This is a genomic window from Pseudomonas sp. HS6, from assembly GCF_023375815.1.
Lineage (GTDB): Bacteria > Pseudomonadota > Gammaproteobacteria > Pseudomonadales > Pseudomonadaceae > Aquipseudomonas.
In genome coordinates, this window is sequence record NZ_CP067412.1 from 586269 (window position 1) to 598865 (window position 12597).

At 59.5% G+C, this 12597-nt stretch carries 13 protein-coding genes; 5 read left to right on the forward strand and 8 right to left on the reverse strand.

The features are described from left to right. The gene (locus tag JJN09_RS02810; RefSeq protein WP_249485489.1) at positions 1–1794 is read right to left on the reverse strand and encodes a DUF1302 domain-containing protein; all 1794 of its coding nucleotides are present in this window, start codon (positions 1792–1794) and stop codon (positions 1–3) included. A 711-nt stretch (positions 1795–2505) separates the two neighbouring features. Between JJN09_RS02810 and JJN09_RS02815 the strand changes: the two genes are divergently transcribed. Continuing rightward, entirely contained in the window at positions 2506–4629 is a 2124-nt protein-coding gene (locus tag JJN09_RS02815; RefSeq protein WP_249485491.1) for an S-type pyocin domain-containing protein, read from the forward strand. Then, on the forward strand, positions 4613–4876 hold the full coding sequence (locus tag JJN09_RS02820) for a bacteriocin immunity protein (protein WP_041475141.1): 264 nt from the start codon (positions 4613–4615) through the stop codon (positions 4874–4876). The genes JJN09_RS02815 and JJN09_RS02820 overlap by 17 nt, the downstream gene beginning before the upstream one ends. Before the next feature lie 48 nt (positions 4877–4924). Here JJN09_RS02820 and JJN09_RS02825 read toward each other — a convergent pair whose 3' ends face one another. The 5 genes from JJN09_RS02825 to JJN09_RS02845 form a co-directional block, all read right to left on the reverse strand. After that, positions 4925–5836 (reverse strand): SDR family oxidoreductase, encoded by a 912-nt coding sequence (locus JJN09_RS02825; RefSeq protein ID WP_249485495.1) that lies wholly within the window; start codon positions 5834–5836, stop codon positions 4925–4927. A 152-nt stretch (positions 5837–5988) separates the two neighbouring features. Beyond that, complete coding sequence (locus JJN09_RS02830) at positions 5989–6891, reverse strand: alpha/beta fold hydrolase (RefSeq protein ID WP_249485497.1); 903 nt, start codon at positions 6889–6891, stop codon at positions 5989–5991. Beyond that, positions 6891–7673, reverse strand: coding sequence for a class II aldolase/adducin family protein (locus tag JJN09_RS02835; protein ID WP_249485502.1), 783 nt, complete (start codon positions 7671–7673; stop codon positions 6891–6893). The genes JJN09_RS02830 and JJN09_RS02835 overlap by 1 nt, the downstream gene beginning before the upstream one ends. 131 nt (positions 7674–7804) lie before the next feature. Further along, entirely contained in the window at positions 7805–8491 is a 687-nt protein-coding gene (locus tag JJN09_RS02840; RefSeq protein WP_249485504.1) for an LrgB family protein, read from the reverse strand. Further along, on the reverse strand, positions 8481–8867 hold the full coding sequence (locus JJN09_RS02845; protein WP_249485506.1) for a CidA/LrgA family protein: 387 nt from the start codon (positions 8865–8867) through the stop codon (positions 8481–8483). Before JJN09_RS02845 ends, JJN09_RS02840 begins: the two co-directional genes overlap by 11 nt. A gap of 95 nt (positions 8868–8962) precedes the next feature. Here JJN09_RS02845 and JJN09_RS02850 point away from each other — a divergent pair, with 95 nt between their 5' ends. Then, positions 8963–9850 carry a LysR family transcriptional regulator gene (locus JJN09_RS02850; RefSeq protein ID WP_249485508.1) on the forward strand — a complete coding sequence of 296 codons (888 nt, stop codon included), beginning with the start codon at positions 8963–8965 and terminating at the stop codon, positions 9848–9850. Here the strand turns inward: JJN09_RS02850 and JJN09_RS02855 are convergent. Beyond that, positions 9840–10295: a flavodoxin gene (locus JJN09_RS02855; protein WP_249485510.1), complete on the reverse strand. Its 456-nt coding sequence runs from the start codon at positions 10293–10295 to the stop codon at positions 9840–9842. The genes JJN09_RS02850 and JJN09_RS02855 overlap by 11 nt on opposite strands. Before the next feature lie 153 nt (positions 10296–10448). Here JJN09_RS02855 and JJN09_RS02860 point away from each other — a divergent pair, with 153 nt between their 5' ends. Then, positions 10449–10925, forward strand: a complete 477-nt coding sequence (locus JJN09_RS02860) for a PAS domain-containing protein (RefSeq protein WP_249485511.1) — start codon at positions 10449–10451, stop codon at positions 10923–10925. 54 nt (positions 10926–10979) lie between these two features. Next, entirely contained in the window at positions 10980–11585 is a 606-nt protein-coding gene (locus tag JJN09_RS02865) for a hypothetical protein (RefSeq protein WP_249485513.1), read from the forward strand. Between the two features lie 3 nt (positions 11586–11588). Here JJN09_RS02865 and JJN09_RS02870 read toward each other — a convergent pair whose 3' ends face one another. After that, entirely contained in the window at positions 11589–12548 is a 960-nt protein-coding gene (locus JJN09_RS02870; protein WP_249485515.1) for a MerR family transcriptional regulator, read from the reverse strand. Between the last annotated feature and the right edge of the window lie 49 nt (positions 12549–12597).

Below are 12597 nucleotides of genomic sequence, written 5' to 3' on the forward strand. Positions count from 1 at the left end.
TCAGAAGTTCACGCCGAAGCTCAGGGCCACGAAGTCACGGTCGGTGAGGACGTTGTAATCGCCGCCGAAAAAGTCGGTGTAACTGAGGCTCGCGGTGTAGGTGTTGCGGTAGTCGGCATCGACCCCGACGCTGATCGCTTTGGCGCCTTCGTTGAACAGCCCGTTGGGACCGTAACCGGAAACGTCGTGGGACCAGGACAGGTTGGGCTTGAGGTTGATCCCGCCGATCACGTTGGCGTAGTCGAGGATGGCCCGGGCGCGATAGCCCCAGGAGGTCGAGGTGACGAAACCGCCGGTGTCGCCACCGAAGCCATACTGGCCGTACACCGAATCGCGGCCGTAACGCAGCTTGCTGCGCGACTCCAGACCGCCGACCCGGACCACCGCCGCCTCGCCGACTACGGTCAAGCGTTCGGCGCCCAGCACCTGATCGAAGAAGTGCGTGAGGGTGCTCTGCAGTTGTGTCACTTCCTTACGTCGGTAGCCTTTGTTGTCAGCGCCCGGCGACGTGGTCAGCGGCGACGCCGCGCCGCCGGCAATCGGGTTGAGCAAGGCCAGGGTCAGGTCGTTGGTATTGACCTGGACCGGAGCATTGGGCCGATAGCTGAGCTCGCCGGTCCACGCGGTGCCAGTGGGCAATGTGGTGGCGAAACTCGCGCCATACAGACGGATATCTTCGGGGTATTCGAGGTAATACTGACCGCGCCCGAGCATCACGCTTTGCGCCAGCCCCGAACCGCTGCCGGGCGCGAGGCGGTTAGCGATTCCGATCATGCCCGGCAATGCCGCCAGGGTCGACAGACCGGCCGTGGTGGTGCCGACCGTCGGTGTGCGACTGTGATAGTTGAGGAAGTAGAGACCGTATTCGGTATCGTCGCCGAGCCAGCGCAGCGCCGTACCCCACTGTCCGGAATCCCGTGCATCACGGTCACCGCCCCGGGGTACGACCACGCCTTCGCGGGTCACCTCGATGGGTTGCCCGAAAGCTGCCGCCAGTGGCGCCAACGGAGCAATCGCCGGGCTGCCGACGGTGTAGCCGTTGTTGCAACCATCCGCCGCGACGTCGACCCCGAAGAAGGTGCCGCAGTTGTCGAGAACGGTCTGGTCCCACTCCAGTTGATAGAAGCCTTCAACCGAGAGCTTGTCAGTCAGGCTTTGCGAGCCGAACAGCATGTTCACCGGAATCAGGCCTTCCTTGATCTCCGCGCCGGGCCGGCGGAAGGCCGAGACGTCGATCGGGTTGATGCTGTTGATCGAGTTGCCGATGAAGGTACTTTCGCCCCAGCTCACTACCTGCTTGCCGGCACGCACGGTGCCCGGCAGATCGGCAATGGAGTAGTTGTGATAGACGAACGCATCGAGAATCTGCCCGCCGGAAGATTTGGCGCCTTCCTTGCGGCCCTTGTCGCTGATGGGCTTGAACTCGCGGTCTTCGTCCTTGAGTTCGAAGTCGTACCAGTACTTGCCGCGTACGAACACACCGGTGTCGCCGTACTTCAGTTCAAGGTCGTGGATGCCCTTGAAGATTTTGGAGAAGGTCTCGCCTTTCTTGAAGTTCAAGCGCCCGTCATCACCGGTCGAAGACTGGCCCGTACCGCCATTGACCGTGCCGACCAGCGACTTGTCCGCATCGCGCATGCCCCAGCTCGCGCCGACCGACAGCGACGAGTCGAACGTGCCTTCGATTTCCCCGATATTGAAATCGACCGCATGGGCCTGGGCACAGCAACCCAAGGCGACCGCCGCGGCCAGCGCCTGCGGTTTGAAGATGGCGCGCATTGTTGTTTTTGTCATGCGTCTTCCCCGGTGAGTGACAGAAGGCCCCACCCTACTGCCGCCACACGGGGACGATAAGCGCACCAAGGAGGTATTCGCGCTGTCGCTCGAAAGGATGAATGTCCGCCTGGGACGGGGCTTTCCGCGGGACATGAACCGGCTGGATAACCCATGATCAACGCAACGGATGATGCCCACCTCGGGGCACCGCACTATTACATGCCCCGTAACAGTGCATGTCCGGAATCGCTATTTTTCCTTTGGCCTCAGACGCTTATTCTGAGCGGGCTTTCACGGCAGACCGCCACGAAGCACCAAGTCCGCGACCGAGTCGTCGGCAACCGATTTCTGATGGACCGAAGCGTTTTTCGCTCCATCGCCCCGGTGTTCACTGACGTTGATTTGTAGCTCCTTGATCCAACGTCTTACCTTGGCCGCTGCGTTTGCAGCGGCCTTTTTTATGGGCGATGACTTTTGAATCCAGCGCAGGACTTCACCGACAGACCGCTCTGACAAAAAAGTCCAAGGCCGTTATCGGACGTTTCTCAATGGGATGGATGAACATCCAACCCACTCTTCGCAAACCCGGAAATCTCCCTCCTCTCTGTCTGTAATCCCCTACTCCTTTCTCGGATTTGTACGAGTCGATTCCACGGTAGCCTGGAATAACAGGAAGCCCACGCCGACCTGCACCTCTTGACCGACCCGCACATTCAAAAGGACATGAATATGCAACGACCTCCACCGCTCGAATTGGAGCCGATTCATACGACGGCGACCGCACCCGCCGGCTACGCCCCCGTACCGAGCACCCAGCAGAACGTACCTCACAGCGGCCAGTTCGGCCGGCATCCGGTGTATCCGAACAGCATCCATCGACTGATCGAGAAGTCGCGCTTGCTGGATCAGGAATACCAGGCCCGGGCCCTGCAGCTCGCTCACACCCTTGAGCAACAACTGGCAACGACCCGGCTTGAGGGGAGCACGCATCCGCTGCCGGCCGCCGAATCGATCATACGAGAGCTCGGCGTGCGCAATACGTTGATCGCGCGCACCACCGCCGAACTTCATCGCCAGACAGCCCTCGCCAACACCTTCTATGGTCACGATCCGCTCGGCGTGCCCCTGGAGTCGTTTTATGCCCGGGCGGTAACGATGGAACGGCCTGTCAGGATCGACGGCATGGCGATGCAGGCCTGGGTCAACTCTTACAGAGCTGCCCACGAAGCCCGGTTGCTGACCCAGAGTCTCCAGCTGCTGAATCATCAGCAGGTGAATGTGCGCAATTGGCTGGCGTCGGTACAGGCCAGTGACCAGGCGCGAAACGCTGCCCGAGAACAGGCAGAGCGAACTGCTGCCGAACAGGCACGTATCAAAGAACAGGCACGACTCGCCGCGCTGGCCGAAGCTGCACGACTGCAAAAAGAGCAGCAGGAAATTCAGGCCCGTGAACAGGCGCGCCTTACAGCGCTGGCCGAGACGCAACGGCTCGCCGCTGAGCAAGCACACATCGCCGCCGAAGCGGCCGCGCGACAGATCGCTGCCGAACAAGCACGCCTGCAAGCGCAGGCCGATGTTCAGCGCCGCCATGAAGAGCGCCGGCTGCTGGCTGAAAAAACACGGCAGGAAAAACAGCAGAAAGCGCTGCGAAAGGCACAGAAAAAACGCCGCAAAAAAGCGCGCAAGACCGCCCGGGAGCAAGCCCGACGGCAAGCAGAAAACGCCCTGAAAGGACAATCGCCCGTCTTTGCCAATGCCGGATCGATGGCCGCATTCGGCCCCAACTTTACCGGGCCGCTTGGCGTTTTTGGCAACAACCCGGCAACTACTCTGGCAATCAGAACGTCGCTGCGAACGGCCATATCCCTGGCGCTGGCGGGCATCTCCACAGCGGCTGCACCGGTGATCGTCGGGTTCGCCGCTTTGCTCGTTCCCTCGGAACTTGGGAACGGCGACCTGTTTGCTGCAAGTGTCCCGCTATCAGAACTTGCGCCTGATTTGGACACCGACCTGTACGAACTGGCGACGACCGGCGGTGAAGTCGATCTGCCGGTCAGGCTTGGCTCCAGAACGTCAGGTAACAGAGTCGAAGTTGTCGTCGTCAGCACCGATGGCGTGACAGTCCCCAGCAAAGTGCCGGTGGTACTCGCACGCTTTGACGTACAGAAAAACACTTACATTTCCACTGCTAATGCAAGCGACTCCAAAGGCCCTGTCGTTACTTGGACGCCGTTGGTAAAACCGCTGAATCCTTCGACAGATTTGCCAGTCGCCGACACAGACTTGCCGAACTACGAAGGCGCCGATGTCACGCCTGACAGCGGACGGATCGATCCATTTCCTCAGCTTGATCAGTACGGGTTTGATGGATGGGTTACGGTTTTCCCGATCGACTCTGGAATACCGCCGATTTTCACGATATTTCGGGATCGGCGGCAGGATCCCGGTATCGCCAGTGGGATAGGGCAAACGGTTTCAGGCAATTGGTTGGGAACAGCTGCGACGCAGCAAGGTGCGCCGATTCCGACGCAAATTGCGGATAAGCTCAGAGGTAGGGAGTTTTCGAGTTTCAGGGCATTTCGCAAGGCGTTCTGGAAGGCGGTAGGGAATGATCAAGCGTTGTTTGAACAATTCACCCCTTTCAGTAAATTTGACATAAAAAATGGCCTCTCACCAACAGCTCCCAGGTCAGAACAAGTGGGTAGAAAAACAAAACTGGATATACATCATGTCGTACCTATCGCTGAAGGTGGTTCGGTTTACGATCTAGACAATCTTCGTGTATTAACTCCAAAACGACACATTGAAACCCATTCCGAAATGAGAAAACAAAAAAATGAAATTCAAGAATAAATTTGAGGAATATACGGAAGCCGAATATGTAGCACTTATTAATCGGCTGGTCGAAGGTGATTACTCATCAGAAAAAGAGCATGACGCTATCGTCGACAACATTGTAAAAACCTCGGAACACCCAAATGGAACGGACGTTCTTTACTACCCGGAAGAGGGTACGGACGACAGTCCGGCAGGAGTTTTAGAAACCATCAAGGCTTGGCGCGCTGCCAACGGAAAACCCGGATTTAAAAACGAAGAATAGAAAGCAAACAACGAGCAGGCAACTCATGCCTGCTCGTCTCTCTAGGTATTACAACGAATACTTCTGCAAATTCCCCATCATTTCCTTCAGCGCTTCAATGTTGTCCTTCGGATGCGCCGCGCCTTCGAAGTCGCAGATCTGCTGCCAGTGCGCCGCTACATCTTCCGGCGAGAACCCAACACGCGGATCGAAACCGGCGCCCAGGCTGCGCTCCCAGCGCACCTTGCCCATCCAGCCGCCACCGACTTCGAACAGGCCCGAGGTTTCCTGGCATTGCTCGCTGGCCAGGTACACCACCAGCGGGCTGACCAGTTCCGGTTTGAGCTGTTCGAACACTTGCGGCGGGATCAGGCCTTCGGTCATGCGCGTGCCGCCAGTGGGGGCGATGGCGTTGACCAGGATGTTGTTCTTGCGACCTTCGATGGCCAGGGTGCGGGTCAGACCGTAAAGACCGAGTTTGGCCATGCCGTAGTTGGACTGGCCGAAATTGCCGTAAATGCCCGAGGTCGACGCGGTGAAGATCACCCGGCCGTAGTTCTGCTCGCGCAGGTGCGGCCATGCGGCGCGGGTCACCTTGTAGGCGCCTTCGACGTGGACGCGGTAGACCAGATCCCAGTCGGCGTCCTCCATCTTGTGGAAGGTCTTGTCGCGCAGGATACCGGCATTGTTGACCACCACATCGACGCTGCCGAATACATCGAGGGCGTTCTGCACCAGCTTGTCGCCGTCGGTGACCGAGTCATGGTTGGCTTCGGCGATGCCGCCGGCCTCGCGGATTTCCGCCACCACGCGGTCAGCGGCGGAAGCGTTGGCACCTTCGCCCTGGGTCGAGCCGCCGAGGTCGTTGACCAACACTTTGGCGCCCTGCTTGGCGAACAGCAAAGCGTGAGCGCGTCCCAGGCCACCACCGGCTCCGGTGATGATCACGACTTTATCTTCGAAACGCACAGACTCATTCATCGGGGCAACTCCAGCAGGCCTGAGGGACAGTGTCCCTGAGTGTCAGGCACAGAGCGTGCGGTCACAACGAACACGGTTGGGGCTGAATGGTGCGCGATAAGGCTGGGGGATGATGAAACCGTGCAGAGGCGCAAAACGCCTCTGCCCTGTGATCAGGAGCACGCCACCTTGCGCGGCGGCAACACGAAGTGATCGCGAAATTCGAGGTAGTGCTTGAGCACCTGCACCGGCGCTTCGCTTTGCGGGTAATGGCCGATGCCTGGCAACAGCACGGTGTCCGCGTCGGGAATCAACTCGCGATAACGCTCGACCATGTGCGCGCCTGAGATCGGATCGACTTCGCCATCGATCACCCGCAGCGGCACCTCAGCGCGCTGCATCGCCGCGACCCAGCGATCACGCTGCACTCGACGTTCAGGAATATAGGTGATCAGTTTGTGCATGATTCGCGGTCCGCGATTGCACTCGATCAGGCTCCAGAAATCATCCATTTCACTTTCACTGGGCCGGGTATCCGGGCCGAAGATCTGCCGAAAACTTTTCACCAGTGCATCGCGGGTAAACGCGCGTCCGATCATCCAGCCCAACGGGCTGAGCAACAGTTTTTGCGTCAGCAGCGGCCGATGGGTTTCCGGAAACAGACCACCGTTGAGGAACACGCAACTGGCGACCTCGATCAGGTCATCGTAATGCCGGGCCAGCAGTTCCTGGGCAACGCTGTCGCCATAGTCGTGAGCCAGAATGTGCACTGGCTGCTCGACCTGCAGATGCGCCAGCAAGGCCTGTTGCAGATCGGCCTGCTCCAGCAGGCTGTAGGTGTGATTCAGCGGTTTGGCAGAGTCGCCGAAGCCGAGCATGTCGCAGGCGATCACCCGAAAGCGCTGGGCCAGCGGCTGCCACAGGTAGTGCCAGTCCCAACTGGCGGTCGGGAAGCCGTGGATCAGCAGCAGCGGTTCGCCCTGCCCGGCCGTCCAGTAACGGATCGGCTGGCCACGGAAGACAAACGTCTGGCTGCGTTTGCGCCAGGCACTCAGAGGAATCTCGGCGAGAGGCATTAGAGTTTATACCCCGGGTCTTGTTTATCGAGTTTGCGCAGCAGCGCCGGCCAGGCCAGCGCGCCGCCCATGCCTTGAGCACTTTTGGTGACGCCGGCGATCATCGCCTTGGCGCCGGCCAGAATCTGCGGTTCGATGGCGATCAGTTCGGCACCGCCGGTCTGCGCCATGACCTGGATGTCACAGGCACGCTGGAAGGTGAACATCATCAGGAACGTATCGGCGATGGTGCCGCCGCACGTCAGCAAGCCGTGGTTGTGCAGCATCAGGAAATTGTTTTCGCCGAGGTCGGCCTGCAACCGGGCCTTCTCTTCGTGATTGAGCGCCACGCCTTCATAAGCGTGAAAGGCCAGGCTCGACAGCACGAACAACGATTGCTGACTGATCGGCAACACGCCCTGTTTCTGCGCCGACACCGCAACGCCGGAAGCGGTGTGGGTATGCAGCACGCAGGCCACGTCATGGCGCACCTCGTGGACGGCACTGTGAATGGTGTAACCGGCGGGATTGATCTCGTAGGGGCTGTCCATGAGCTTGTTGCCGGCCTGGTCGACCTTCACCAGACTGGACGCGGTGATCTCATGGAACATCAGGCCGAACGGGTTGATCAGGAAGTCTTCGGTGCCCGGCACCTTGGCCGAGATGTGGGTGAAGATCAGATCGTCCCAGCCATGCAGGGCGACCAGTCGATAACAGGCAGCGAGATCGACCCGGGTCTGCCACTCCGCAGCACTGACCTGATCTTTGATATTCGAGGAAGAAGGGACGGGGGCTACGCTCACTGTATGCACCTCTGTTTTTGTTTTTTTCGGCAGGTGTCAGCAGTCTAGTCAGCCCCGGGACTTCGCGTAGTTGCATTGGCAGCCAGCTTGATGACTGAACGAGTCAGCCATGCAAGCCGCTTGGATCCATGTCAAAGCAACGACGCCAACAAAGGCGCGGCGAACAGATTGAGCAGCCCGGTAAGCACCATGACCAGCCCCGCCACCGAACCTTCTGCGCCCCCCACTTCATGGGCGCGACTGACGCCCGCACCATGAGCGCCAACGCCAAACAGGGCGCCGCGCGCCAGGGCACTGCGCAGCGGCAGCCACTTGAGCAACACCCCGCCCAGCATCGCGCCAAACACCCCGGTGAACATCACGAACACTGCCGTCAGCTCGGGCACGCCACCCAGATCCTGCGCCAGCGGCATGGCAAACGGTGTGGTGATCGAGCGCGGCACCAGTGACAGCGTCACTGAACTGTCCAGCGCCAAGGCTCGAGCCAGGCCAAAGGAAGTCGCAATCGACGCCGTGCTGCCGGCGAGCATGCCCAGCAGCAACGCCGACCAATGCCGTACCAGCAGACGCCGCTGTTGCCAGATCGGCACCGCAAACGCCACAGTGACCGGGCCGAGCACCAGCATCAACCAATGGGTATTGCTGGAGTATTCGGCGTAGGCGGTATGCAGCGGCACGGCAAGGGCCAGCAGCAGCGCGGGAACCAGAATCAGTGGCGACAGCACGTAACGCCCGGTCCGGCGATACAGCCAGCGACTGAACAGGTAGGCCAGCAACGTAAAGGCCAGCCAGAACATTGGCATCAGTTCAAGCTTCATGGGACCGCCTCAGGCGCACGGCAAGTTCCACGGTGAACGCGGTCACCAGCATCACCATCAACGTACTGGCGGCGATCACCAGCAGAATTCGCCAGCCGTCGTCACGCAGCAATGCGCCGTAATCCAGCAAACTCATCAGAGCCGGAATGAAGAACAGCAGCATCTCGGCCATCAGCAGTCCCGCGCCCATTTGCAGCGCCGCCGGTTTGACCCAGCCGAACGCAAAAGCCAACAGCAGCAGCGCCATGCCGATCACGCCGCCGGGGATCGACCAGGCCAGCCTTGCTGCGATCTGGCAGCCGAGCAGGTAGAGAGCGAGCAGCACGGCCAGTTCGGCAAGCAGGCGGGAGAGGTATTTAAGGGTAGAGGCTTTCATCGGGGGGCTCCTTTCACGTGCCTATTTTACGAAGCCACCTGCCATCTCCAAAGCGAATTGTTAGACTCAAAGCCATTCCAAAATGGAATCAGACCATGGAATTCAAACAGCTCAAAAGCTTCGTCGAAGTCATGCATCAGGGCGGTTTCACTCAGGCGGCAAAAACCCTGCACATCAGTCAGTCCGCCGTGAGCAAGCAGATCGCTCAGCTCGAACAGAGCCTGGGCACTCCGCTGCTCGAACGACTGGGCTCACAAATACGCCTGACCGCCGCCGGCAGTGTGGTGCTGCAACGGGCCGAAGGCATGCTGCGCCTGCGCAATGAATTGCTCAGCGAACTGGATGACCTCAGTCATCTGGCACGCGGCGAGTTGCGTCTCGGTTTGCCCTTGCTCGGCAGCGATGCACTGTTTGCCGGGCTGTTCGCCGAATACCGACGGCGTTACCCGAACATCAGCGTGCAGTTGCTCGAAGGTGGCAGCCGCAACATCGAACAGGCGGTGTTGAGCGGTGAACTGGAGCTGGGCGGCAGTCTGCTACCGAAAGATCCGCAATTCGACTTCCAGCCGTTCTGCGATGAGCCGCTCGATGCGCTGCTGCCGGTGGATCACCCGCTGGCAACAAAGGGCGAGATCGCTCTGGAGGAGCTGTCCGAGACGCCGTTCCTTTTGTATCAGCGCAGTTTCGTGCTCAACGATCGTTTGCTTCAGGCGTGCCAGCAGATGGGCTTCACCCCGAAGGAAGGTGGCCGTAGCGGTCAGGCGGATTTTCTCGCGGCACTGGTGGCCGCCGGACAAGGCGTGGTGCTGCTGCCCAGCGTGGTGGCACGTGGTCTGGTGCGGCCAGGCGTGGTTCGCCTGACGTTGAACGCGCCGGACTACCTGCGCTGGGACATCGCCTTCATCTGGCGCCGGGGCGCCTATCTGTCGAAGGCCGCACAGGCCTGGCTCGCGCTGCTGCGCGAGCGTGGGATCAACCCTTGAGCGTGGCGATCAACTGTTCCAGCCAAGGCTCGGCGTCGGTTTCAGGGGTGACGCTTTCGCTGGCGTCGATGCGCAGCATGTCCTGCACTTCGTTCACGCCGAGTTCGCCGAACAGTTCGCGCATCTGCTCGCCGCCACCACAAAAGGTGTCGCCGTAACTGGCGTCGCCCAAAGCAATCACAGCGCCGGGCAAGCCACGCCAGGCCGCCGGCAACTGATCACGAATGGTCGAATACAACGGTTGCAGGTTGTCCGGCAACTCGCCCATGCCCGTGGTCGAAGTCACGGCGAGCAACGCTTCAGGGCCAAAGGCCTGGAGGTCGACGAGGCTGGCGCGCGAGTTGTAGAAGGTTTCAAAACCGGCGGTTTTCAACAAGTTCTGGGCGTGGCGGGCGACTTCTTCGGCCGTGCCGTACACCGAACCGGAGAGGATGGCGACTTTCATCAATCTGATCCTGAAACTGAGAAAAAGAGCGGCGATAGTATCAGCCACTGTCACAAAGTTGCGATTGGATCTCGATAAGCATTGATGGCCAGTAGACAGCGCCGATTGATCTTCTAGAATGCCTGCCACCGACAACCTTGAAAGGATTCAAAGATGATCAATGCCAGCCTCTTGCAGATGGTGATCAACGCGTCGAATGATGGGATCGTGGTGGCGGAAAAGGAAGGCGACCAGGACAACATCCTGATCTACGTGAATCCGGCCTTCGAAAAACTGACCGGTTACACCAGCGAAGAAATACTCTATCAGGACTGCCGTTTCCTGCAGGCCGGTGATCGCGATCAAGCCAGTCTGAAGTTGATTCGCGGTGTATTGAAAAACGGCGGCTCGTGCCGCGAAATCCTGCGCAACTACCGCAAGGACGGCACACCGTTCTGGAACGAGTTGTCTCTGTCGACGGTAAAAAACGCTGACGATGGACAGACTTACTTCGTTGGTGTGCAAAAGGACGTTACCGTTCAGGTCAAGGCGCAGCAGCGTGTAGTGCAGCTGGAAGCCCAGGTCGCGGCACTCGAGGCAGAGCTGGCGGCCATCAAAGCGACGAACGGCGCAAACAAAACTGCGAACTAAGTGTCATTAACTACAATCACCAATGACTTTGTAATTATTTATTTCGAGCTAGCCATGCAACGCGACGCCCTCCTGACCCAGGATGAGCTGGATTTCATCCAGACCATGCAACACAACCCGCAGCTCAATGTGCGGGATGCGACGTCGAGCCTGTTGGTCAATGGTGGTTCGCAAATCCGTGATCTGCTCACGCGCCTGGCGGCCCATGAGCAAGTCACCATCCAGGCCAACTTCGAAAACCAGCAGATGACCTTTCCGTTGCATCTGGTGGAAGACGAATTCCACGCCCTGCATTTGCGCCTGGGTGTGCCAAGCATTTATGAAGATGGGCCGATGGTTCGCCCATGGCGTCTGGCCCTTGAAGAACCGGTAGCCCTGGAGAATGCCAAGGGCCAACCGGGCATGCTGTGGGTTCACGAGGTTTCGCACAAAGGCATGTTGCTGGAAGTGCGCAACAAGACCAAGCCACCCAAACATTTCGCCCTGTGGTTCAGCCCTTCAGGCTATGAGCGGATTTCCCTGCGCGGCACCTTCGAGCGCGAAACCGAAAGTGGTTTCTACGCCTACGACTTGAGCCAGAGCGACGCCGACGAGACCGAGCGCCTGCGCCAATTCATCCTTCAGCAACATCGCCTGACTCATCCTGCCCTGCACACCTGAGTCTCAGGTATCCAGCGTCCCCGCGAGAAACTGGTTCAGGCGCTGGCGCATGGTCGTCCCTTCATTGCCCAGACAGCCCACCGATGAACCGGCCAGGCTGTCCTGCGCCAGATCCGACGCATCGCCCGCCAGCATCAACTGACAATCCAGACTCAGGGCCAGGCGGTTCAGACGCCGAGGCAATTCCGCGGTCGGGGCGTGATTGGAAAACAGCACCAGCGCCTGGGGACGGGTCTTTTCGCACACCAGTGTCAGCTCATCGAACGGCTGACCGGTGGTCAGCACACGAACGCCAGCATCATTGCCACTGAGAAACAGCGCCGCCACCAGCAACTCGAGCTCACGGCATTGCCCGGCCAGAGCGCTGACGATCACTTTGCGTGGCTGTGAGCCTCGGAGCATGACGATGCGCTGCAGTACCCGCGCCCTCAGGAAGCCATCGAAGAACAGCCATTCGCTGGTTTGCCCGAATGAATCCTGGCGCTGCAACAAGCGCAGCCACAGCGGCATGAGGATGTCCTGGAACACCACTGGCAGCGTGTAGGAAGAGAAAATCTGCCCATAGACCCAATCCAGTTCCTGGTCATCGAATGAACTGACCGCGCGCTGAACCTGCTCCTGCCATTGCTGGTAGTCGGATTGCACCAGGTCATCGGGAATGATGTGCGCCAGCGCCTTCATCGGCTCGGTCTTGGCCAGGATCCTGCCAACCTTGCTCACCGACACACCGCGATCGATCCAGTCGACGATGCTGCGAACGCGCTCGATATCGGTCATCGAATACAACCGGTGCCCACTTTCGGTGCGTGTCGGCTGGATCAACCCGTAACGTCGCTCCCATGCGCGCAACGTGACCGGGTTCACGCCGGTCAGACGCGCCACCTCACGTATGGGGAAAAGCTCCTCGCGCTCAAGCGCAACAGATGCCTGCGAAGCAGGGCGAACGTCTGTAATGACAGGCATGTGTGCGGACACGTCCTTGTTGGCGTTGTTAGCGAAGTTGGATCCCATT